22 protein-coding genes are annotated in these 22,711 nt (G+C 65.3%); 10 read left to right on the top strand and 12 right to left on the bottom strand.

Features of this window, described 5'->3' with window-relative positions; translation table 11 throughout:
- Positions 1 to 13: 13 nt before the first annotated feature.
- Positions 14 to 739, bottom strand: coding sequence for a phosphoribosyltransferase (locus tag QQK18_RS12755; RefSeq protein WP_284340718.1), 726 nt, complete (start codon positions 737 to 739; stop codon positions 14 to 16).
- A 42-nt stretch (positions 740 to 781) separates the two neighbouring features.
- Between QQK18_RS12755 and QQK18_RS12760 the strand changes: the two genes are divergently transcribed.
- Positions 782 to 1,948, top strand: a complete 1,167-nt coding sequence (locus QQK18_RS12760) for a M20 aminoacylase family protein (protein ID WP_284340719.1) — start codon at positions 782 to 784, stop codon at positions 1,946 to 1,948.
- Positions 1,949 to 1,953: 5 nt separating this feature from the next.
- On the opposite strand, the gene QQK18_RS12765 is transcribed toward QQK18_RS12760, so the two are convergent.
- The 10 genes from QQK18_RS12765 to QQK18_RS12810 form a co-directional block, all read right to left on the bottom strand.
- On the bottom strand, positions 1,954 to 2,859 hold the full coding sequence (locus tag QQK18_RS12765) for a nucleoside hydrolase (protein WP_284340720.1): 906 nt from the start codon (positions 2,857 to 2,859) through the stop codon (positions 1,954 to 1,956).
- A gap of 64 nt (positions 2,860 to 2,923) precedes the next feature.
- Entirely contained in the window at positions 2,924 to 4,249 is a 1,326-nt protein-coding gene (locus QQK18_RS12770) for an amidohydrolase family protein (protein WP_284340721.1), read from the bottom strand.
- 204 nt (positions 4,250 to 4,453) lie between these two features.
- Positions 4,454 to 5,515, bottom strand: a complete 1,062-nt coding sequence (locus QQK18_RS12775) for an ABC transporter ATP-binding protein (protein WP_284340722.1) — start codon at positions 5,513 to 5,515, stop codon at positions 4,454 to 4,456.
- A 9-nt stretch (positions 5,516 to 5,524) separates the two neighbouring features.
- Positions 5,525 to 6,316 carry an ABC transporter permease gene (locus tag QQK18_RS12780; protein WP_284341036.1) on the bottom strand — a complete coding sequence of 264 codons (792 nt, stop codon included), beginning with the start codon at positions 6,314 to 6,316 and terminating at the stop codon, positions 5,525 to 5,527.
- A complete protein-coding gene (locus QQK18_RS12785) occupies positions 6,313 to 7,137 on the bottom strand; it encodes an ABC transporter permease (protein WP_284340723.1) in 825 nt (274 codons plus the stop codon). Before QQK18_RS12785 ends, QQK18_RS12780 begins: the two co-directional genes overlap by 4 nt.
- 103 nt (positions 7,138 to 7,240) lie before the next feature.
- Positions 7,241 to 8,278 carry an ABC transporter substrate-binding protein gene (locus QQK18_RS12790; RefSeq protein WP_284340724.1) on the bottom strand — a complete coding sequence of 346 codons (1,038 nt, stop codon included), beginning with the start codon at positions 8,276 to 8,278 and terminating at the stop codon, positions 7,241 to 7,243.
- 179 nt (positions 8,279 to 8,457) lie between these two features.
- Positions 8,458 to 9,492 carry a Gfo/Idh/MocA family protein gene (locus QQK18_RS12795; protein ID WP_284340725.1) on the bottom strand — a complete coding sequence of 345 codons (1,035 nt, stop codon included), beginning with the start codon at positions 9,490 to 9,492 and terminating at the stop codon, positions 8,458 to 8,460.
- Entirely contained in the window at positions 9,489 to 10,475 is a 987-nt protein-coding gene (locus QQK18_RS12800; RefSeq protein ID WP_284340726.1) for an MDR/zinc-dependent alcohol dehydrogenase-like family protein, read from the bottom strand. Before QQK18_RS12800 ends, QQK18_RS12795 begins: the two co-directional genes overlap by 4 nt.
- A gap of 20 nt (positions 10,476 to 10,495) precedes the next feature.
- Positions 10,496 to 10,759: a hypothetical protein gene (locus tag QQK18_RS12805; protein ID WP_284340727.1), complete on the bottom strand. Its 264-nt coding sequence runs from the start codon at positions 10,757 to 10,759 to the stop codon at positions 10,496 to 10,498.
- Between the two features lie 24 nt (positions 10,760 to 10,783).
- Positions 10,784 to 12,154 carry a UDP-glucose dehydrogenase family protein gene (locus QQK18_RS12810; protein WP_284340728.1) on the bottom strand — a complete coding sequence of 457 codons (1,371 nt, stop codon included), beginning with the start codon at positions 12,152 to 12,154 and terminating at the stop codon, positions 10,784 to 10,786.
- Positions 12,155 to 12,641: 487 nt separating this feature from the next.
- Between QQK18_RS12810 and QQK18_RS12815 the strand changes: the two genes are divergently transcribed.
- The 9 genes from QQK18_RS12815 (at position 12,642) to QQK18_RS12855 (ending at position 22,479) form a co-directional block, all read left to right on the top strand.
- Positions 12,642 to 13,748, top strand: a complete 1,107-nt coding sequence (locus QQK18_RS12815; RefSeq protein WP_284340729.1) for an NAD-dependent epimerase/dehydratase family protein — start codon at positions 12,642 to 12,644, stop codon at positions 13,746 to 13,748.
- Entirely contained in the window at positions 13,745 to 15,772 is a 2,028-nt protein-coding gene (locus QQK18_RS12820; RefSeq protein WP_284340730.1) for an NAD-dependent epimerase/dehydratase family protein, read from the top strand. Before QQK18_RS12815 ends, QQK18_RS12820 begins: the two co-directional genes overlap by 4 nt.
- A gap of 71 nt (positions 15,773 to 15,843) precedes the next feature.
- Positions 15,844 to 16,914 carry a glycosyltransferase family 4 protein gene (locus QQK18_RS12825; protein ID WP_284341037.1) on the top strand — a complete coding sequence of 357 codons (1,071 nt, stop codon included), beginning with the start codon at positions 15,844 to 15,846 and terminating at the stop codon, positions 16,912 to 16,914.
- An 11-nt stretch (positions 16,915 to 16,925) separates the two neighbouring features.
- Positions 16,926 to 18,056, top strand: a complete 1,131-nt coding sequence (locus QQK18_RS12830) for a CgeB family protein (RefSeq protein ID WP_284340731.1) — start codon at positions 16,926 to 16,928, stop codon at positions 18,054 to 18,056.
- Positions 18,053 to 19,147 (top strand): CgeB family protein, encoded by a 1,095-nt coding sequence (locus tag QQK18_RS12835; protein ID WP_284340732.1) that lies wholly within the window; start codon positions 18,053 to 18,055, stop codon positions 19,145 to 19,147. Before QQK18_RS12830 ends, QQK18_RS12835 begins: the two co-directional genes overlap by 4 nt.
- Positions 19,144 to 20,262, top strand: coding sequence for a CgeB family protein (locus QQK18_RS12840; RefSeq protein WP_284340733.1), 1,119 nt, complete (start codon positions 19,144 to 19,146; stop codon positions 20,260 to 20,262). Before QQK18_RS12835 ends, QQK18_RS12840 begins: the two co-directional genes overlap by 4 nt.
- A gap of 13 nt (positions 20,263 to 20,275) precedes the next feature.
- Entirely contained in the window at positions 20,276 to 21,316 is a 1,041-nt protein-coding gene (locus QQK18_RS12845) for a UDP-glucuronic acid decarboxylase family protein (protein ID WP_284340734.1), read from the top strand.
- A complete protein-coding gene (locus tag QQK18_RS12850) occupies positions 21,313 to 22,071 on the top strand; it encodes a TIGR04290 family methyltransferase (RefSeq protein ID WP_284340735.1) in 759 nt (252 codons plus the stop codon). The genes QQK18_RS12845 and QQK18_RS12850 overlap by 4 nt, the downstream gene beginning before the upstream one ends.
- A 177-nt stretch (positions 22,072 to 22,248) precedes the next feature.
- Positions 22,249 to 22,479 (top strand): hypothetical protein, encoded by a 231-nt coding sequence (locus QQK18_RS12855; protein ID WP_284340736.1) that lies wholly within the window; start codon positions 22,249 to 22,251, stop codon positions 22,477 to 22,479.
- Between the two features lie 29 nt (positions 22,480 to 22,508).
- Here the strand turns inward: QQK18_RS12855 and QQK18_RS12860 are convergent, their stop codons facing one another.
- Complete coding sequence (locus tag QQK18_RS12860; protein WP_284340737.1) at positions 22,509 to 22,703, bottom strand: hypothetical protein; 195 nt, start codon at positions 22,701 to 22,703, stop codon at positions 22,509 to 22,511.
- Positions 22,704 to 22,711 lie beyond the last annotated feature (8 nt).

Raw genomic sequence — 22,711 nt, forward strand, 5'->3', positions numbered from 1 at the left:
CCCTCCGGGGCCGCTAATAGGGGTCGACGGCCTGCCAGCGCCCGTTCGGCATCCGTACGAGTAGCGGTGTCGAGAGCGGGGAAACAATCCGGTCCTCCCAGACCGCGAGCGTATCGCGCCAGGCCGACCCCTGCAGCATGGCGCAACCGATGACGGCGGGCGTGATGCCCACCTTTTCCAGAAGGCGCAGGGTTGCCAGCATCGACTCGCCGGAGCTGACGACATCGTCGACGACGGCAACGCGCTTGCCCTTGATCAGCGGCAGCATGCGTGGATCGAGGAACAGCGTCTTGGCTTGCCCGGGACTGGTGATCGAGGACATCGGCTCCGACAGGTTCTGCTGGTACCAGAACTTGCGCGACGTGCCGAGCGGCACCATGCGGGCGTGGCCGAGGCGGCGCGCGACATTGCTGGCGAGCAACAGGCCGAGCGTCGGCACGCCGATGATGACTTCCGGCGCATAGGGCGCCAGGAGCTCTGCGAGAGCCTTGGCCAGCCCGTCCTCCACGGCAAAGCTGGCCTGGTTGACGATGAGCGAGGCGACGGCGTGCTGTCCGTCGCCCGGCAAAACCCGGATCGGTAGCAGCAGTTGCCTCCCATCGGAAAGAGTTGCCGGAAAGCCATGCTCGTGGCCGGCGTTCGGGTCGGTCTCGTAGGTGCCCGGCGGGACGAACGCCTGCCAGAAATCGTGGGGTGAGGGCGGCAAGGGCGAGGTTTTCCTTGATGCGGGCGCAACCATGCCCGATGGTTATCCGCCTATATTTCAAAAGCTTGGTGGTCCATGCAACCCGGCGACAACGATCCATTCGAACTCGAGGCTATGACGGCGCTTCGCCGTGACCTGCATGCCCACCCCGAACTCGGGTTCGAAGAGGTGCGCACCAGCGACATCGTGGCTGGGCAGCTCGAGGAGGCGGGCATCGAGGTGCATCGGGGGTTCGGCAAGACCGGCGTCGTCGGCACGCTCCGAGCCGGCGATGGTCCCCGCCGCATCGCGCTGCGCGCCGACATGGACGCGCTCGCCATGCCCGAGCTTGCCGAGCGCGATTACAAGTCCGGCACGCCCAACACAATGCATGCCTGCGGGCACGACGGGCATACGGTGATGCTCCTCGCCGCCGCCCGCCATCTGGCCCGCACGCGCGACTTCTCGGGCACCGTGCACTTCGTCTTCCAGCCGGCCGAGGAGGGGCGGGGCGGCGCCAAGGCAATGATCGATGACGGCTTTTTCGAGCGTTTCGCGGTCGATGCCGTCTATGGCCTCCACAACATGCCAGGCCTCGCGACCGACGAGATGGCGGTGGTCGCCGGTCCCCAGCTCGCTTCCTCCGATAGCTGGCATGTGACCTTCCGCGGCGTCGGCACCCACGGTGCCAAGCCGCATCTCGGGCGCGACGCGGTGACGGCGGCGGGGCAGTTCGTGGTTGCCCTCCACACCATCGTCGCCCGCCGCGTCGATCCATTGCAACCGGCCGTCGTCAGCGCCTGCGCTATCGAGGCCGGGGACTTCAGAGCGCTCAACGTCATCCCTGACGAGGTCCGGATCGGTGGCACGGCGCGCGCCTATTCGGCCGAGGTGCGCGACCAGCTCGAAGCGGAAATCGACGGCCTTGCCCGTGGCGTCGCTGCCACTTTCGGCATCGAGGCCGACTACCGGTTCGAGCGGCGCATCCCGCCGGTCATCAACGATGCCGATGCAACGCGCCGCGCCTTGGCAGCGGCCGAAAAGGCCTCCGCGCGTCCGGTCGTCACCGATTTCCCGCCCTCGACCGCCGGCGACGATTTCGCCGAGTTCGCCAGCCGCGTGCCCGGCGCCTATGTCTGGCTCGGCAACGGTCCCGCCGTGGATGGGGCGCTGCACCACAACTCGCGGTACGACTTCAACGACGATGCCATTGCGACGGGTGCTCGGTTCTGGACAGCCCTGGTCGAGAAAGAACTGCGCTAGCAAATCTACCGCAGCCCCTCCGCCAGCAGCGCCAGCGCCCATTCGGCCTCGATCCCGACCGCGACCTTGACCGGGACCGCGTCGTCTCCACCGACGATCAGTGCGCCCGCGTCAGCTTCATTGCCGAGATCGACGGAGAGGCTCATCGTCCTGATGCGGAAGAGCTGCGGCGCCACGGCCAGCAGCATGACGCAAGGGTCGTGCAGCGGACGGCTTTCGCGGCCGGCATCGTTTTTGAAATAGGCGGTGATGAGGTCGGCTGCGGCTCGGGCAGCGACATCGCTGCCGGCCAGATCTGCTGCGTAGGCACGGCTGGCACGGACCTTCCGAGTGACGTCGAGGGGCACGATGGTCAGGTCGAGGCCCGACCGCAGGACGTTGTCGACCGCTTCAGGATCGGATGCGAAGTTGAACTCCGAGCGTGGGCCGACATTGCCCTTCTCGGCTATGGCTCCGCCCATGACGATGACGCGGCCGATGCGCGCCGCAACCTGCGGATAGAGCCCAACGAGATGCGCGAGGTTTGTGAGCGGGCCGAGGGCGAGGACGTCGACGGTGCCGCGCTCTTCCGCCGCCAGCCGTTCGGCCAGCCATCCCGTCGCATCCTCGAGGGGATTGGCCAATGGCTCGGGCAGGCGCACTCCGCCGAGGCCGTCGTCGCCATGGATGGCGGCTTCGTCAATGCCTTTCCGCACCAGCGGGCCTGCAGAGCCGGCGATGACAGGGACGTCGTCCCGCTGCATCAGCGCCAAAAGGCGCCCGGCATTGGCGGTAACCCGATCGAGCCCGATATTGCCGGCAACCGTTGTCAGGCCCAGGACGTCGAACCGGCCGCAGGCGAGCGCGAAGAGAATCGCAACGGCATCATCGAGCCCGGGATCGGTGTCGATGACGACCTTGCGCCTGCTCATCGAGCGGCACCGGCACCGAGGCTTGAATCAACCTCTGCGAGAACGGCCGCAACGGATTCTTTTGTCATCGCTTTTCTTCGTCGATCCGCACCATCTCGGCCTTGAATTCGCGCGCGATCTGCATCGCGTCGCGCAAAGTCTTCTTTGGATCGAGGGTCATTACCTGCCGATCCCGCATCAGCCATCGGCCAGCGACCATGACATCGGCAACGTCGGTGGGCATTGCCGCAAAGACGAGCATCGACCACGGATCGTAGATCGGATGCAGGCGGCTGGCGGTAAGGTTCACGCGGATGAGGTCGGCCTGCTTGCCAGGCTCCAGAGAGCCGATCTTGCCGTCCAGTCCGAGCACGCGGGCGCCCTCGATGGTCGCCATGCGCACCACTTCTGCCGCCGGCAGTGGCTTGCGCGATTTGCCCAGCAGCTTGGCGAACATCGAGACTGGGGCGAACTGCGAGAAGAGATCGAGCGTATTGCCGCTCATCGGACCATCGCTCCCGATGCCGACCGGGATGCCGGCCCCGCGCATGGCCGCGACCGGCGCGATGCCGCGCCCGGCCTTGCCGTTGGAGCGCGGATTGGTGGCGACGGTGACATGGGCGTCGGCCATGTTGGCGATGTCGGTTTCACTCAGATGCAGGCAATGGGCGCAGATGGGGCTTCGGTCGAGCAGGCCGGATCGGCGAACGACCTCGACGGTCGAGGTGCCGTGGGTATCGCGGGCCCAGGCGACCTCGAGATCGCTTTCAGCAAGATGCATCTGCACGGGCACGGTCGGATTCGCCGCGGACCATGCGGCGATACGCTCCATGACCTCGAGGCCCGTGGAATAGGGCGCGTGCGGGGCGATCGACGGCGTGACGAGCGGATGGTCGTAGAAGCGGTCGACCAGCTCCTCGACCAGCGCAAAGCCTTCGTCAAAGCTCTTGTGGTCGGGCGGGGCGAAATCGGCGAGGGTCTGGCCGACGATGCCACGCATGCCCGCTTCGGCGACGACCTCGCCCACCTGCGTTTCGAAGTAGTACATGTCGGCGACCGTGGTGACGCCCGCCTCGATCATCTCGAGCGCCGAGAGAGCCGAACCGGCGCGCACCATGTGCGGCGTGACGAACTTGCGCTCGAGCGGCAGGATGTAGCGGTAAAGGCGGTCATCAACATCCTCGCCCAGGCCCCGGAATACCGACATCGCCATATGGCAATGGGTGTTGACCATGCCGGGCATGACGATATCGCCGCCGCAGTCGACGATCTCGGCACCATCGATGGCGGGCGGATCGCCGGCGCCGAGGGCGGTGATGGTGTTACCGTCGATCGATATCCAGCCGCGCTCGTGCTGGTTCATGCCTTCGTCGAGCGTCAGCACCCAGGCGTTGGTGAGGCGGATGGTCATGCGTAGTGATCAGCTGAGCACCCGGGGATTGCGGAGAACTCGCAACCCCTCACCCGGTCCTTCGGACCGACCTCTCCCCAGAGGGGCGAGGTGAACTCGGTGCTCGTGCGTGTATTGTGCGCATCCACTGGGTCCCCTCGCCCCTCTGGGGAGAGGGACAGGGTGAGGGGGGGTTGTGGCAGTTGGCAGGGTGAGAGCGCCATCTCACGCCTCCGGTGCCAGGATCGTGCATTGCTCGGGCACCGGCACCAGCTTTGCCGTCGCGCCAGGATCGAGCGGCCGACCCAGTGGGCCGTTGGCCAGCAGGTGCCCGGCGGGGGTCTCGCACTGATACTGGTAGGCGCGACCGAGATAGGTTCGCAGCCCCAGGGTGGCGGGAATGCCGTCGTTGGTTTCGTCGCTGACCGCCAGGCCATCGGCACGGCTGGCGAGGATGAAGCGGTCGGGGATGGCGCCGAAATGGCCGCTCGACAAGCTGAGACGCACGCCGCCTTCGGCTTCGACGGTCGCCGTCTCGCCGTCGCGGGCGACCACCGTCATCGGAATGAGGTTCTCGAAGCCGACGAACCGGGCAACGAATGCGTTGGCCGGGCGCTGGTAGAGCACCTCGGGTGTGTCGAGTTGCATGATGCGGCCCTGATGCATGATGGCGACGCGGTCCGAGATGGAGAAGGCTTCCTCCTGGTCGTGGGTGACGTAGACCGATGTGGTGCCGTTGGCGCGCTGCAGCTGGCGGATCTCGACGCGCATGTCGATGCGCAGCTTGGCGTCGAGATTGGAGAGCGGCTCGTCGAACATCAGTAGCGGCGGTTCGATGACCAGCGCCCGGGCGAGCGCGACGCGCTGCTTCTGGCCGCCGGACAGGGCACCGGGCAACCGGTCGGCGAGATGGGAAAGGCCGACGCGCTCGAGCATGGCGCCGACCCGTTTTGCTCTGGTATCGCGGGCAATGCCGCGCTGCTTGAGGCCGAAACCGACATTGTCGGCAACGGAGAGGTGCGGAAACAGCGCATAGTTCTGGAAGACGAGGCCGATGTCACGCTTGTGGGCGGGCAGTCGCGTCAGGTCCTTGCCACCCAGCGTAATGGCGCCGGAGGTCGGTGCCAGGAACCCCGCCACCAGCCGCAGCGTCGTGGTCTTGCCGCAGCCGCTGGCACCGAGCAGCGACACCAGTTCGCCTTCGGCGATATCGAGCGAGAGGTCCTCGAGCACTTTGGTGGTGCCGTAGTGCGCGGTGATGTTTTCGATGGTCAGACGTTGCGTCACGGCGCCACTCTATTTTGCAAGGAAGGTCAGGCCCAGGGTGCGCTCGACGATGGCCATGACGGCAACCGTCAGCACCATCAGCAGCACCGACACGGAAGCGACGGTCGGGTCGAAGAACTGTTCGGTATGGGCGAGAAGCTGGATAGGAAGGGTGGAGATGCCCGGCCCGGTCATGAAGATCGAGATCGACACGTCGTTGATTGAGGTGATGAAGGCCAGGATAAAGGCCGCGATCACACCCGAGCGCACATTGGGCAGGAGAATGGTGAAGAAGGTTTTGAGCGGCGGCGAGCCGAGGCTGATCGCCGCTTCCTCGACCGAGAAATCGAAATTTGCAAGGCTGGCGCTGATGACGCGCACTACATAGGGCAGCACCAGCAGCGTGTGGCCGATGACCAGCGAGATATAGATCGGCACGGTAAACTGCACTGCCACCGATTTCAGCAGCGAAAAGCCGAGCACCAGCTCTGGTACGAGGACCGGCAGCACGAAGAGGGTCGACAGCCAACCCGGCAGCGCGATCCGGTAGCGGTTCATCGCATAGGCGGCCGGAATGCCGATGACGAGAGCGATGCCGGTCGAAAGGAACGCGATCTGCAGGCTGGTGACGATCGTGCGCCGGAAGGCGGCGATCTCAAAGATGTTCTCGAACCAGCGCAGCGACAGGCCCTGTGGCGGGAAGGTGAGGAAGCTCGTGTCGCTCAAGGCGGCGCCGACCACGATGACGAGCGGTCCGACCAGGAAGATGAAGACGAGGACGGCAAGGCCGATGAGGGCAGGGTGGACGGAGCGGGTCATCAGACGGCCATCGGGTTGAGGCGGCGGGCGAGCCGGGTCATGACGAGGACGATGGCGATGGTGATGACCACCATCACCGCCGCGATGGTCGAGGCGCTGACCCAGTCGAAAGTGACCATGGCCTGCTGGTACATGAGCGTGCCCATCATCATCACGCTTTCCCCACCCAGAAGCTGGGGCGTCGCATAGGAGGTGAAGCTGCCGGTAAAGACCAGCACCGCCCCGACGATGAGGCCCGGCACGGCGAGCGGCAGCGTCACCTGAAGGAAGGTCGCGCGCGGCGTTGCCCCCAGCGAGGCGGAGGCCTGAAGCAACTCGTCGGGAATGGATTCGAGGACACCGGCGAGGGTGAGGATCATCAGCGGCACGAAGAGGTAGACCATGGCGGTGATCACCGCGCCCTGCGTGTAGAGCATGGCGAAGGGTTCATCGGTCAACCCGGTGCCGATCAGGAAATTATTGAGGATGCCGTTCCTGCCGAGGATGATCAGCCAGGCGAACGAGCGGACGACAACGCCGGTCAGCAGCGGAAAGACCGCCGCGATGATGAGGATGGATTTCAGCCACCCCGGCGCTCGCGAGATGACGTAGGCGGTGAGGAACCCGATGACCAGCGAGATCGCGGTCGTTGCCAGCGACACCTGGATGGTGCGCCAGAGGACGGTCCGCCGGAAGCCGCTGCCGAAGAAGGCGAGATAGGTGGCCAACGGCCCGTCCGGCGTCGTCAGCGTCGTCCACAGTGTCGCCAGCACCGGCAGGACGAGGAAGAGCACGACGACGAACATCGCCGGTGAGGCCAGGGTCCACCCGGCAAAGCGTTTCATGGGCTGGTTCCCGTATCCCGTATGCGGCAGAACATTCCCGCCTTCAGGGTTCTAGACGAAGGCGGGAATGCTGGTTGGATGGTGGCGCGAAGCAAACTCGCGGCTACATGCCGAAGATTTCGTTCCAGCGGTCGACCCAGCCACCCTTGGCGGCGTTCATCTTGGTATAGTCGATGCGCTGCAGGCCGGCGATGACATCGGCGCCATAGGTCCAAAGCGCTGCCTGTTCCGGGGTGAGAGTGACCGAAGTATTGACCGGAGCGTCGACACCTTCCTCGGCCAGCGTCTGCTGGATTTCCGGGGAGAGGATGAAGTTGATGAACTCATGGGCGAGATCGACCTCGACGGCACCGACCGGGATGTTGACCGTGTTGAGGGTGGCGATCGAGCCCTCTTCGAGGTCGGCCCAGACAACGGAGGGAACGGCCGCCTGAATCTGCGCCAGCGTGAAGTCCTGCGCGATGGCGGCGCTGACCTCTCCGGTCGAGAAGAGATTGATCATCTCTGAGCCGGTATTGTAGTTCTTGACGACGTTGGGCTGCAGCTCGGCGACGGCGGTGAAGGCTGCATCGGGATCCTCATAGGCGTCGACGCCGGCATGCTCGCCGGCCTTCAGAACGACCATCGGACCGGCAGTGGTAGTGATGCCCGGCAGCGAAAGCGAGGCGGCCAGATCCTCGCGCCAGAGATCGTCCCACGAGGTAATCGGCGGATCGACCTTTTCGGCATCGTAGACGATGCCGACGCGCCCGATGGTGTAGGCCGGGCCGTATTCGCCCTGCGGCGCCTGGGCCAGCTCGTAGATGCCCTCGATATTGGGGATCTTGGAGCGGTCGACGGGCTGGAAGAGGCCCAGCTCGATGCCGGTCTGCGAGAAACTGTCGGAGAAATAGGCGACGTCGACGCCAGAACCGCCGCGAATCTGCAGCTTATTGAGCCGATCGGCGTTGTTGCCGGTCTCGAAGACCATCTCACAATCACACATCTCGCGGAACGGCGCGAGGACGATGGCTTCGAGCTTTTCGCCGTTGAAGCCCCACCAGGAAATGGTGAGCGTCTTCGATTGCGCGAGGGCAGGCGTGGCCGCGAGCGCTGTCGTGGCGGCAAGCGCCAGGACGAGGGACTTCCCGAGAGTGTGCATGTTGAGCTGTTTCCTTTTCGCATCGCGGAAGGGGGCATCCGCCGACGCCGCTGATGACGGCATCCTGTAGGGAAGCAGCCTATTTTTGGGGCGGAAGCCATGCAAGCCCAATGTTTGGGCTTGGTGTCCAGTGAAGCGCTTTATCACCACTGTTTGCGGGTTTGCGATGGAGCTTTCTACTATGCTCGATGGCTTCGATAGATACTGTCCAATGCCCGCGCCACTGTCTCCAGTTGCTCGGCGCCGGCATCGAAGCCCGTGCCTTCGCTCAACTGTCGCGCCCAATGCATCGCTGCGCGTCCGCCCCAGTCGTCGGGAGGTTCGGTGAGGAGTTCCCGGCTGGTCCCGGTATAGGCTTCGGCGATGAAGTCGTAGAAGGAGCCGCCGCGGTTGTGGAAACCGGCGCCACCATGCGTGCCGTAGAAGCAGGCACCGATCTCGGCATCGCACCCGGCATTGAGCCGCCACGAGCAGGAGAGTCGGACCACCGCGTCGTTTTCGAGTGTCAGCGACGCCTCGGCGAAGTCCTCAACGTTGGCGGAGGAGTTGCGCAGCGGCTCACCACCCGAATAGAGGCGGCTCGAGACGGAGCCGATCTGCGGGAAGTCCATGACCCAGAGCGCCAGGTCGATGAGGTGGATGCCGAGGTCCATTACGCACCCGCCGCCGGAAAGGGCCTTGTCGTAGAACCAGGGCTTGTCCGGTCCGTAGGCGTTGTGAAAGACGAGATCGGCGGCGAAGACCTTGCCGAGCGCGTCCGATTGGATGCGCTCGCGGATCGCCGTCATCGCCCGGGTGAAGCGGTAGGAGAGGTCGACGCCCAGCAGCCGGTCGGCGTGGCGCGCTGCCGCGACCACGGCCGCGACTTCCGCTTCGTCGCGCCCCAGCGGCTTTTGGCAGAAGACGGCAAGGCCTTGTTCGAGCGCGGCAATGGACTGCTCGGCATGCAGCGCGCTTGGCGTCGCGATAACGATGCCGTCGAGCTCCTGCTCGAGCAGGGCATCGAACGACGGCACGATCTCGGCCTCGGGCGCAAGCTTCCGTGCCTCCTCGGCCATTTCCGGGGAGGGATCGGCAACGGCCGCGGCGGTGACCAGCCCGGCCTCGATCAGGGCCTGCATGCGATGCCGGCCGATCCAGCCGACGCCGAGGAAACCAACGCGCGGAAGCCCGGCTGCCGCGGCCTCGGCGTTTCTGCGTTGTTCCGCAATCATTGGTAGATCACCAGCGCCTTCAGGAAGCCGTCCGGGCGGTCGCGTGTCATGTCGAGTGCGGTGCCGAGCTCCTCGAGCGGGAATCGGTGCGTATAGAGCGAGGAGGGGTCGAGCCGGCCGGCCTCCATCGCAGCCACGGCGTCGCGCACGCCTTGAGCGTAGACCCGCTGGTCGCGCTCGTGGGCGTTGATCACGTCGAGGCCGCGCCAGTTCCAGAGCTGCATGTTGATCTGCCGGGGGCCGTCCTGATGGTAGCCGGCGATGATCAGCCGGCCGCGCTCGCGGGTGAGTTCGGCGGCGAGGTCCAGCGGCCACTGCTTGCCGACCGCCTCGATGACCCGGTCGCAGAAGCGGCCGCCGGTCAGGGACTTCACCTTCTCGATGATCTGCCAGTGGTCGTCCATGGCGATCGTCTCGGCGGCGCCCATGCGGCGGGCTACCTCGAGGGCTGAGGGCCTGCGGGAGATGGCGATGACATGCGCACCCGCATTGCTTGCCAACTGCGTCAGCAACGCGCCGAGGAAGCCTATGCCGACAATGGCGACAGTCTGCCCCGGCCGGATGTCGCTGCGGGTGAAAATGTTCATTGCGCAGCCGAGCGGCTCTCCCGGCACCGGCGCCCCATCGAGCGCGGCCGGCAGCGGCACCACCGCCTCGGCATCAGCCACATCATGGGTGGCATAGGCATGGTAGGAGAGTGAGGCGACCCGGTCGCCGATTGACAGCTTCTCTACATCGGGGCCGACAGCATCGACAACGCCCCAACCCTCGTGGCCGAGGCCGCCGGGTTCCGTCGGAAACCGCATCCAGTCCGGTCCAGCCCAAGGCTCGAGATTCGAGGCGCAGACCCCGCACCCTTCGAGCGCAATCCGCACCTGACCGGGGCCGAGCTCAGGCAGGGGCAGCGTTTCGACGTGCATCGTACCGGCCGCAGTGACGACCGCGGCGCGCATGGTGCCGGCGTCGGTCAAGACCTCGCTCATGGACTGCTCCCCAAGATCCATCACGTGCGGTCGACGAATTTGTTGAACCGGCTGGTGCCCCCGTCCTCGGTCTTGTCCTGGTGGAGGAAAGCGAGCCGGTTCTCATCGAATATCCTGAAGAATTCCTCCCATGAGATCTGCTGCAGGTTCTCCTCGGGCTCGCCGAAGTCGATGCGCAGGATCCCGCCGGGCCGGTCGGTTCGGACGGCGGCCGGATTGCCATCGCGGGCTTCGGCCCACTTGCGGATGTCGTCATGGCTGGTGGTGGTCTGAGCGGTGCTCATTTGGGCGGGCTCCTTCCGTTTGATTTAAGCGGGTGAAGCGGCGATGCCGACGCGGTCGGTGAGACTTGCGCTGCCGGACCGGCGCGCGGCATCGATCGCGGGACGGCCGATGCTGACATAGCGCAGGCCATGCCTGATAACTTCGCTGGGCGCGAATATGTTGCGCAGGTCCATGAGCGTGTGACCGGCCATCAGGCCCGCCAGGCGCTCGAGGTCGAGGTCACGGTAGTCGGGCCAGTCGGTGAGGATGACGGCAAGATCGGCGCCGATCGCGGCTTCGTAGGCGGTATCGCACCAAACCACCTTATCGAGTTGCCCGGCCGGCGGGTGAGCTTTGGGGTCGTGCGCGCGCACGACAAGTCCCGCTTCCTGCAGCAGGGGAATGATGGTCAGGGCAGGGGACTCGCGAACGTCATCCGTGTTGGCCTTGAAGGCGACGCCCAGGATCGCCACGCGGCGACGCGCCGGTGCCGGCCCGGCTTCTCGAAGGATGCGGTGGGCGAGCTCGCGCTTGCGTTCCTCGTTCTTGTCGATCAGCGCCTCGATGAGATGCTGAGGAGCCGAAAGTCGTCGGCCGGTATGGGCGAATGAGCGGATATCCTTGGGAAAGCACGACCCACCGAAGCCGGGACCGGGCGCGAGGAACGCCGGACCGATGCGCTTGTCGAGGCCGATGCCCTTGGCAACGTAATCGACGTCGCCGCCGGCGCTTTCGCACAGGTCCGCCACCTGGTTGATGAAGCCGATCTTGAGGGCAAGAAGGGCGTTGGCGGCGTACTTGGTGATCTCTGCGTTGATCGTCGACGTCGAAATTAGAGGAATGCCCTTGTCGATGAGCGGTTCATAGACCTCTTCCAGAAGGGTGCGCGAGCGGTCGTCGTCAGCGCCGATGACGATGCGGTCCGTTTCCATGAAATCGGCGATCGCCGAACCCTCCCGCAGGAACTCCGGGTTGGACGCGACCCGCACGCGGCTGCCGCCGCGCCGGCCGCAAACGAGCTGCCGGATTCTGTGGGCGGTGCCCGGTGGAACGGTAGACTTGAGCACCAGGAGCGCGCCCGGACGCAGGAGCCGGGCCGTTTCCAGCGCGGCCGCCTCCACCTGTGTCAGGTCAGCATCGCCATCTTGCCGGGCTGGGGTTCCGACGGTGATGAAGACGACGTCCGCCGACCGCACCGGCCTATTGGGCCGGGCCGCAAAATGCAGACGCCGCTTGGCCATTTGGACTTTGACCAGTTCGGCCAGACCCGGCTCGAAGACTGGCAGTTCATGTCGCTTGAGCGCGGCGATCCTCTCAGCATCGAGGTCGACACAGGTGATCTCGTGCCCGAGGTCTGCCAGGCACGCGCCGGTCGTCAATCCGACATAACCGGTCCCGATCATCACGATCTTCATGGGTTTGCCTCGTTGTTCTGTCGTGAAGCAAACGGACCCATTCAAGGCCGGTTCCTGAACAAGTCATTGAAGAAGTTGAAGAAGAAGAAGCGGCCTTGGAGGCGGGACCGGCGGCTGTTGCTCGTTGGGCGCAGCAAGCGCAGCTAAGTGGCCGGCTCTCCAGCAAGAACGGCTCAAATCACGATTGGTACAAAATGTGATCGCCGACCTTAACCCGCGTTAGCCAGACGATGCCGGGGTCGATCTCTAGCGGACGCGTCTGCCGGCCGACCCGGAGGTGCAGGCGGACGGAGGCCGGCAGGTTCATCTTCCCCTGACTGTGCGCCGGAGGCCGCCTCGCCCCGTGACCGCCAAGACGGCACCGGGGCGCGAACGGCAGGCCTCGCCGCCGCGGAAGCCTTGGATGGCGCTGGGGCCAGCTCGGAACCCTCGGGGTTCTCAACCCTTCCTGCTGCACGGAAACGTCCAATCCAATCGGGGTCAACACGTGAAGAACATTCTCATTACCGGCGGCTGCGGCTTCGTCGGACGCCATGTCAGCGAGGAATTGCTGGCCAGCGGCTATCAGGTTCGCGTCCTCGACGCTCTCATCGACCAGGTGCATGCGGACGCGGAAGTCCGTATTCCCTCCGGCGTGAATCTCATCAGGGCCGATGTCCGCGACAAGAGCGCTGTCAGCGAAGCGCTCGTCGGCATCGACGGGGTCGTCCATCTCGCCGCCGAGGTCGGTGTCGGCCAGTCCATGTACGAGATCGCGCGTTATGTGAGCGGCAACGACCTGGGCACCGCGGTGCTGCTGGAGGCGATGATCGACACTCCGGTGCGCCGGATCGTGGTGGCCTCCTCCATGAGCGTCTACGGAGAGGGCCTTTATGTTTCGCGCAGCGGCGAGCGCTTCGAGCGGGTCCGGCGCAGGCCCGGCGACATCAGGAACGGCCGCTGGAATCCTGTCGGCCCGGGCGGCGAAGAGCTGATGCCCGCACCGACCGACGAGCAGAAGCCTGTCGACCTCGCTTCGATCTATGCGCTCACCAAATACGCCCAGGAGCGTGCCGTGCTGATCTTCGGCGAGGCCTACGACGTCAACGCGGTGGCGCTGCGGCTCTTCAACGTCTTCGGTCCGGGCCAGGCACTCTCCAATCCCTATACGGGCGTGCTCGCCAACTTCGCCTCGCGCCTCGCCAACCGCCAGTCCCCGACCATCTTCGAGGACGGCCGTCAGCGGCGCGACTTTGTGCATGTGCGTGACGTCGCCCGCGCGTTCCGCCTGGCCCTGGAGCAGGTGGAGGCACCGGGCCACGTCATCAACGTCGGCAGCGGTGAGGCCTATACCATAGCCGAGGTTGCAACCCTTCTGGCCGAGGCGATGGGCGTGCCCGAGATCACCCCGGAAATCCTCGGCAAGGCCCGCTCCGGCGATATCCGTAACTGTTTCGCCGACATCTCCAAGGCCCGCGATCTCCTGGGGTTCGAGCCTCAGCATCGTCTCCAATCTGCCCTTAGAGAACTTGCGGACTGGGTGCGGCAGGCGCGTGCCATCGATCGCGGCGCCGAAATGCGGCGACAGCTCGAAGCGAGGGGGTTGGTGTCATGAGCGCAAGCCGTCAATCTCACAATGCCCGGCGCTACGGTTTCGTCGAGTGGTTCCGGCCGGGCGAGTACGAGCGCACCGAGGAGATCCTGCCCGATCTCATCGCCTCGGGCGCGAGCTACTTGCGCACCCACCTCTCATGGGCCGAGTACCTTGCGCCCGGCGGCGAGGCCTGGTTCGACTGGCTGATGCCCCGGCTCGGGCGCGACCTCGACCTGCTGCCCTGCGTGCACTATACGCCGCCCTCTCGCTCCCGCACCGGGCGATCCTCCGGAGCGCCGGTCGTCCTCAAGGATTACGCCGACTTCGTCGACCATGTCCTCAATCGTTACGGCAAGTATTTCCGCCATATCGAGCTCTGGAACGAACCTAACAACCTTCTCGACTGGGATTGGCGGGCCGACGGCGATTTCGCCCTTTTTTGCGAGATGATCGGCAACGCTGCCTATTGGAGCCAGCACCGCGGTTGGAAGCCGGTGCTCGGTGGGCCGTGTCCCTTCGATCCCTATTGGCTCGACCTCATGGGCAATCGCGGATTGCTCTCGGTGGTCGACGCCGTCGGCTTCCACGGTTTCCCCGGCACCTGGGATAGCGAGGCCGGCACCTGGGGCGGGTGGGACCTGCATCTGGGCGAGATGCGCACCATTCTCGACCGTTACAACCGCAAGGCCGAGATCTGGATCACGGAGACGGGGTATTCGACCTGGCGCAACGACGAGGTTGAGCAGGCGCGGCGCTTTGCCAAGGCCCTCAGCGTTCCGGCGGATCGCATGTACTGGTACAGCTGGCGCGACGTGCCGGCCAATGTGCCGGTGCAGGAAGGCCTGTGGTTCGATCCGCGCCACTACCATTTGGGCGCGGTCGACGAGAACAACCAGCCCAAGCTCCTCGCCCGGCTGCTGACTGAGGGCGGCGTCAAGCGGCTCGAGCAGGTCGCCCAGATCTCCGCACCGATGCTCTTGACGCGCGCGGCCCCGATCGTGGTTACCGGCGGCAGCGGCTTCATCGGCTCCAATCTCGCCGGTAGCCTCCTCTCGGACGGGGAGGAGGTGGTGGTGCTCGACAACCTCAGCCGTCCGGGAGTGGACCAGAACCTCGCTTGGCTGAGCGATCGGCACGGCGACAGGGTCCACCCGTTTCTTGCCGATGTGCGCGACCTGCAGGGCATCGAAGCAGCCTTTGCCGATGCCAAGGCGGTTTTTCACCTTGCCGCGCAGACGGCGGTGACGACGAGCCTCACCCAGCCGGTCGACGATTTCGAGATCAACGCCCGCGGCACGCTCAATGTGCTCGAGGCTGTGCGCAAGGCCGGCAAGGGCGCGCCCGTCGTCTTCGCCAGTACCAACAAGGTCTATGGCGCGCTCGAGGACATGCCCATGGCAATGCGCCGTGGCCGCTACGAGCCCGCCGACGAACTGACCAGCGCGCGCGGCATCGGCGAGGATCGCAAGCTCGACTTCTGCACGCCCTATGGCTGTTCCAAGGGAGTGGCCGATCAGTACGTGCTCGACTACGCCCAGTCCTATGGCCTGAAGACAGCCGTCCTGCGCATGAGCTGCATCTACGGGCCTCGCCAGTTCGGCACCGAGGATCAGGGCTGGGTCGCGCACTTCCTGATCCGGGCCCTGAAGGGCGAGCCGATCACCATCTATGGCGACGGTCAGCAGGTGCGCGACGTGCTGCACGTTTCCGATGCCGTCGCCGCCTACCGGGGGGTGCTCGCTGGCATCGACCGCCTCAGCGGACGCGCCTTCAACCTCGGCGGCGGGCCGAGGAACGCGGTCAGCCTGAAGATGGTGCTGGCTGAGATCGAACGCGTGACGGGAAGTCCGATCGCGGCGGACTACGAGGAGTGGCGCGCCGGTGACCAACTCTATTTCGTCGCCGATACCGCCCGGCTCGAGGCAGAAATCGGCTGGAAAGTGGCAATCGGCTGGAAGGATGGGCTGCGCGACCTCGCCGCATGGCTTGAACGCAATCGTATCGCGCGTGCACCCCGCACCGAGAAGCGGAGGGCCACGGCATGATCGGATCCCAACCGAGCCCGTTCCACCGCGGCCGGTCCGGCCCATCGCTTGGTGCGGCAACGCGGGTCCTGATGACGCTCGACGCCGTGGGCGGCGTCTGGCGCTACGCTCTCGATCTCGCGTCCTCGCTGAGATCCAGGGGTTTCGAATTCATCTTTGCCGGGTTCGGCCCGCAGCCTTCGCCCGAGCAACGGGACGAGGCCGAGCGGCTGGGGCGGCTCGTCTGGCTCGATGCGCCGCTCGACTGGATGGTCGCGGACGAGCGGATGCTCGATAGCATCGCGCCGTGCTTGGAAGGCCTCGTCGAGAGCGAGGAGGTCGACCTCGTCCACCTCAACCTCCCATCTCAGGCAGCCGGTTTGCGGCTGCCGGTGCCGGTGCTCGTCGTCTCGCACTCCTGCGTCGTCACCTGGTTCGCCGTAGTGCGGGGGACGCCCGTACCGATGGAGTGGCTTTGGCAGGAAAAGCGCAATCGCGCCGGGTTCGACGTCGCCGATGCCGTAATTGCCCCGAGCATCTCTCATGCCTCGATGCTTCGCCAATGCTACGCACCCATGCAGATGATCGAGGTCGTCCACAACGGAGCGCGGCCGGCGGTCCGAGCGTTGGAGAAGGCGGAGTTCGTCTTCGCGGCGGGCCGTTGGTGGGACGACGGCAAGAACGGCGCGGTTCTCGACGCCGTTGCACCGATAAGCGAATGGCCGGTGGTGATGGCGGGCGCCAACCAGGGCCCCAACGGCCAGCATCTCGACATCACTCACGTCGACTGGCGCGGTCCGCTGCCGCATGGGCAGACAAGGGCGTTGATGGGGCGGGCGGCGATCGTCTGCTCACCATCGATCTATGAACCGTTCGGTCTGGTGCCGCTCGAAGCGGCAAGCACCCAGGCTGCTCTGGTCCTTGCGGACATCCCCACCTACCGCGAGCTTTGGGGGGGTGCCGCGGAGTTCTTCGATCCGCGCGATCCCAAAGCGCTCGCGACCGCGATCAATCGCCTTGTTCGCGATCCAGACCGCCGCGAGGAGCTTGCCGCCCGCGCCTATGCCCGTTCGATGAGCTACAGCCTCAACGTCCAGGCCGAAGCGATGGCCGAGATTTACTCCCGCATCATCGCCGACCGGCGCCTCATCCGCAGCGCCTGAGGAGCTTTCGCATGCGTTTCGTCTTCTACACCCACTCCCTGATCTCCGACTGGAACCACGGCAACGCCCACTTCCTGCGCGGGGTGATGCGCGAGTTGGTCGGGCGGGGTCACAAGGCGACGGCCTTCGAGCCGGCGGACGCCTGGAGCCGGCGCAATCTCATCGAGACCGTAGGCCCGGCCGCCGTCGAGCGCTTCATCAGCGATTTTCCGGAGCTCGCCTCACGGCGCTACGACGCCGGGTTCGATCACGAGGCGGCGCTGGCCGATGCCGACGTGGTGGTGGTGCACGAATGGACCGATCCCGAGCTCATCGGCCGCATCGGCAGGATGCGCCGGGACGGTGCGCAGTTCACCCTCTTCTTCCACGACACCCACCACCGCGCGGTTTCCTCGCAAGCCGACATCGCCCGCCTCGACCTTTCCGGGTACGATGCCGTGCTCGCCTTCGGCGAGACGCTTCGCCAGCGCTACCTCGCGGCCGGCTGGGGCCGGCAGGTGTTCACCTGGCACGAAGCGGCCGACGCTCGCCTGTTTCGCCCGCATCCCGAGATCGTCCGCACCCGGGATCTCATCTGGATCGGCAATTGGGGTGACGGCGAGCGCAGTCGGGAGATCGACGATTACCTCATCGCGCCGGCGCGCACGCTGAGCCTCACCGGCACGGTCCGCGGCGTGCGCTACCCGCCCGAGGCGCTAGAGGCTGTCAAGTCGGCGGGGCTCGACTACGATGGCTGGATCGCCAACGCCGAAGTGCCGAAGGCCTTTGCGCAGCATCGGGTGACGGTGCACATCCCGCGTCGCCCTTATGTCGAAACGCTGCCGGGGATTCCAACGATCCGCGTCTTCGAGGCGCTGGCTTGCGGCATTCCGCTGGTCTCGGCGCCCTGGGAGGATGCCGAGCACCTTTTCCGGCCGGGCCGGGACTTTCTCTTTGCTGAGAGCAGCGCGCAGATGACGCGGCTGCTGCGCGACGTGCTGAGCGACAAGGATCTCGCCGCCTCGCTCGTCGCTTCGGGCCTCGAAACCATCCGGACGCGTCATACCTGTCGCCACCGCGTCGATGAACTCCTTTCCATCCTTGCCAACCACGGGACGCAGCGCGTCCTCGACCAGTTTGCCGCCAGGGAGGCTGCACAATGAAGATCGCGTTCTACGGCTCGAGCCTGCTTTCGGCATACTGGAACGGCGCCGCCACCTATTACCGCGGCATGCTGCGCGCACTTGCCGCCAGGGGCTACGACATCACCTTCTATGAGCCGGACGTCTACGACCGGCAGAAGAACCGGGACATCGATCCACCCGACTGGTGCAGGGTGGTCGTCTATGACGGGACAGTCGATGGTCTGCGATCGGTGGCAGCTGCGGCATCGTTGGCTGACATCGTCGTAAAGGCCAGCGGCGTCGGTTTCGAAGACGATCTGCTGCTCGAGGAGCTGCTTAAGGCTGCCAATCCGCGCGCGCTCAAGGTCTTCTGGGATGTCGATGCCCCGGCTACGCTCGCCGAACTGAAGGCGGATGCGGACCATCCGCTGCGCCACGCGCTTGCCGCCATCGACCTCGTCCTCACCTATGGCGGCGGCTCGCCCGTGGTCGATGCGTATCGGGCGATATGCGCGGCCGAATGCGTGCCGATCTACAACGCTCTCGACCCGGAAACGCACCATCCGGCGCAGGCGGATCCTCGCTTTGCCGCCGATCTTGGTTTCCTCGGCAATCGCCTGCCGGACCGCGAAGCGCGGGTGGAAGAGTTCTTCCTGAAGCCCGCGTCGGACCTGCGTCATCAGCGCTTCCTGCTTGGCGGCTCGGGCTGGCAGGACAAGCCAATGTCGCCGAACGTGGAGTACATAGGGCACGTGCCGACGGTAGCGCACAATGCATTCAACGCCACGCCCAAGGCTGTCCTCAACATCTCTCGCGCCAGCATGGCAGCCAATGGCTTTTCCCCGGCCACCCGCGTCTTCGAGGCCGCCGGCGCCGGGGCGTGCCTCATCACCGATGCATGGGAAGGCATCGAGCTCTTCCTTTCCCCCGACGACGAGGTGCTGGTTGCGCGTGACGGCGGCGATGTCGCCGACATCCTTGCCGGCCTGACCCCGGAGCGGGCGCAAAGCATCGGCCGAGCAGCGCTTGATCGCGTGCTGCGCGAGCACACCTACGCGCATCGGGCCGAAGAAGCGGACCGCGTGTTCAGGAAGGCGGCGGAAAGCCGCGCCATGGAGGCGGCCGAATGACGCGCAGGTTCGACATCGTCTTCATCGGCCTGACCCTGTCGTCGTCCTGGGGCAACGGGCATGCTACGACCTATCGCTCGCTGCTGCGCGGCCTCAACGCCGCGGGAAGGAAAGTCCTGTTCCTCGAGCGCGACGTGCCCTGGTATGCATCCAGCCGCGATCTTGAGGATCCTGATTTCTGCACGCTCGCCTACTACCGCAGTCTCGATGAACTGCTGTCGCGTTACGTGGAGACCGTGCGCCGGGCGGGGGCGGTGATCGTTGGTTCCTATGTCCCCGACGGGATCGAGGTGATCGACGCTCTCGAGGCGCTCGGCCTCAGTCGCCTCTGCTTTTATGACATCGACACGCCCGTCACGCTGGCAAGGCTCGACCAGGGCGACGAAGAATACGTCGCCTTGCGGCAAATCCCGCTCTTCGACACCTATTTCTCGTTCTCGGGCGGCGAGGTGCTCGACCGCTTGCAGGTCGACTACGGCGCTCGCCTGGCCCTGCCGCTCTATTGCTCGGTCGATGCCGACCGCTACCGGCCCGTCGACGAGAAGCCGGTGTGGGACCTCGGCTATCTGGGCACCTATAGCCCCGATCGCCAGCCGACCCTCGAGCGCCTGCTGATCGAGCCTGCCCGTCGCCTGCCGCACATGCACTTCGTCGTCGCCGGTCCGCAATATCCCGAGGGCATAAGCTGGCCCCCAAACGTTACGCGCATCGAGCACCTGCCGCCGCACGAGCACGTGCGCTTCTATGCCCGGCAGCGTTTCACCCTCAACGTCACCCGGACCGACATGATCGCCGCCGGCTGGTCGCCGAGCGTTCGCCTCTTCGAGGCCGCCGCTTGCGGCACGCCGATCATCAGCGACGCCTGGCGAGGCCTCGATGAGTTGTTGCCCGAGAACGAGGCGATCGTCATTGCCCGCAGCGGCGAGGACGTCTGCGAAACGCTGACGCAAACCACGCCAGAGCGTCATCGAGCCATCGCCGAGGAGGCCCGCCGCCGCGTGCTGCGCTCTCATACCGGCCGCGCCCGTGCTGACCAACTGCTCGAGGCTTTGCGCGGCCTGCCGTCTCGATCCGAAATTCGGTCGAACCATCGCGAGATGGCCCGGCCGCTATAGCGAGAGAAGAAAAATGCGTACGAAAGCAATATTCGATCACCAGAAGACAATACTCGTGGCAGGCGGTGCCGGTTTCGTCGGGTCGCACCTCTGCGATGCGCTCATCGGGCAGGGGCACAGCGTCATCTGCCTCGACAGTTTCATCACCGGCCGCACCGAAAACATCCTGCCGCTCGAGAACCATCCGCGGTTCGAGACCGTCGAGCACGACATCTGCGCCCCCATACACATTGATCGTCCGCTCGACGAGATCTACAACCTCGCCTGCCCGGCCTCGCCTCCGCACTACCAGGCGGACCCCATTCACACCATGATGACGAGCGTTGCCGGCACCGGCCAGCTGCTGCGCCTCGCCGAACGGCACGGAGCGCGGTTCCTGCAGGCCTCGACCAGCGAAGTCTACGGTGACCCCGAGGAACACCCGCAGCGCGAAAGCTACTGGGGTCACGTCAACTGCACCGGTCCGCGCGCCTGCTACGACGAGGGTAAGCGGGCGGCCGAGGCGCTTTGCTTCGACAAGCTGCGGGCCGGTCACGTCGACGTGCGAGTGGCGCGTATCTTCAACACCTACGGTCCGCGCATGCGCGCCGACGACGGGCGGATCGTCTCCAACCTCATCGTCCAGGCGTTGGGCGGCGCCCCGCTCACCATCTATGGCGACGGCACGCAGACCCGCTCGTTCTGCTATGTGTCAGATCTGGTGGACGGACTCATTGCCCTGATGAATGTCCTTCCCAATCCGCAAATGCCGGTCAATCTCGGCAATCCCGGCGAGTTCACCGTGGCCGGGCTCGCTGAGATGGTGATCGCCATGGTTCCGACCACGTCGCGCATTGTCCACGAGCCCCTGCCGGTCGACGATCCGCGACGGCGCCGGCCCGACATTGCACGCGCAAAGGCCGTTCTCGGCTGGGAACCCAGGGTGCCGCTTGCTGAGGGCCTCTCCAGGACAGTCGCCTGGTTTGCGCAGTCCCTTGAGGAGAACGCCCCGGCAAAGGTTGCTGCTCGCCCGCCGGTGCCGGTGGGCAAGGCCGTCGAAGGAGTCTCGGGATGAACAGGCATCTGCGCGAAAACGAGCTGGCCCGCCGCATCGCCGAGCTCGGTCCCTGGTTCCACAACATGCAGATAGGCGGTATCCCGACCGCGCCGGACCACTTCCTGGGCGACTATCCCGCCTTCAAGTGGGAGGGCTTCAAGCACGTCGTGCCCGAGGATCTCGAAGGGCGTAGCGTCCTCGATATCGGCTGCAATGCAGGCTTTTATACGCTCGAGATGAAGCGGCGCGGGGCAGGGCGGGTGGTTGGCATCGACTCCGACCCGCACTACCTGCGCCAGGCCCGCTTTGCCGCTGATCACGCGGGCCTCGACATCGAATTCCAGCAGAAATCGGTGTATGACGTGGCGGCGCTCGGTGAGCGGTTCGACCTCGTCATCTTCATGGGCGTACTCTACCACCTGCGTCACCCGCTCCTCGCCCTCGACCTGATATACGAGCACGTGGCCGAGGACCTGATGCTCTTCCAATGCATGCAACGTGGCGAGGCGCAGGTTGCCCCGGTTGGCGAGGACTACCCGTTTTCCGACTGGCAACTCTTTGAACAGGCCGGATTTCCAACGCTCTACTTCGTCGAGCACCGGTACGCGTCCGACCCCACCAACTGGTTCATTCCCAACAAGGCAGCGGTCGAGGCGATGCTGCGTAGCGCCGGTTTCGTGATCGACACCAATCCCGAACGCGAGGTCTATCTTTGCCGGCGCGGCGCCCGTCCACACGCCATAGAGCCGCCGCCGTCGATCACCATCCCTTGAATTTATTTGCATTTTTCTGACAACTCACGGAACCGGTTGCCGCAGTTGTCGATTCCTTCTGCTGGAGCGGGATGCGAAAAAGCGGATAGGTTGGTTTTCGTGAGCGATCCCGACAACAAGAAGCTGGAGCGCGCAGGTTGATCCCATAGTGTCGGGTCGCGCTCTAGAAGGGTTGTGATGCAGGTCGTTGTGTTCATCTCGAAGGCGAACGGCAAGAAAAACCCGGCCCCGATATTGCTGATCCTTCCGGACGATCCTGCCGCGGCTATCCCCAAACACCTCCAACCTATCGAATGGAACTATTTCGCCACCGTATCCGTCACCGACGCACTGCTCGGTGCGTCACCCGAGGTGGTGGTGGACGATCTCGAACGATACGGCTATTCGCTGGTTTCGCCCACCCACTGATCGGTCGCCGGGGCTGCGCGAGCAAAAGGCTAACGGGTCAGGTAATAGAACAGCGTTCCGAAAACGAGGATGAATAGGGCGATCGCCCCAACGATGCGAAGCGTGGACAGACGTGGGTCCCGGCCCAGCACCGCGCGCTCAGCCGGTCCGCGCCCCAGGTCTTCGAGGGATGGCTTCTCCTCGGGCTTCTCGATGTCGACGTTGGGCTTTTCAGGCTCTCTCATGGCCGTGA

This window comes from Devosia nitrariae (assembly GCF_030160115.1).
Classification (GTDB): domain Bacteria; phylum Pseudomonadota; class Alphaproteobacteria; order Rhizobiales; family Devosiaceae; genus Devosia; species Devosia nitrariae.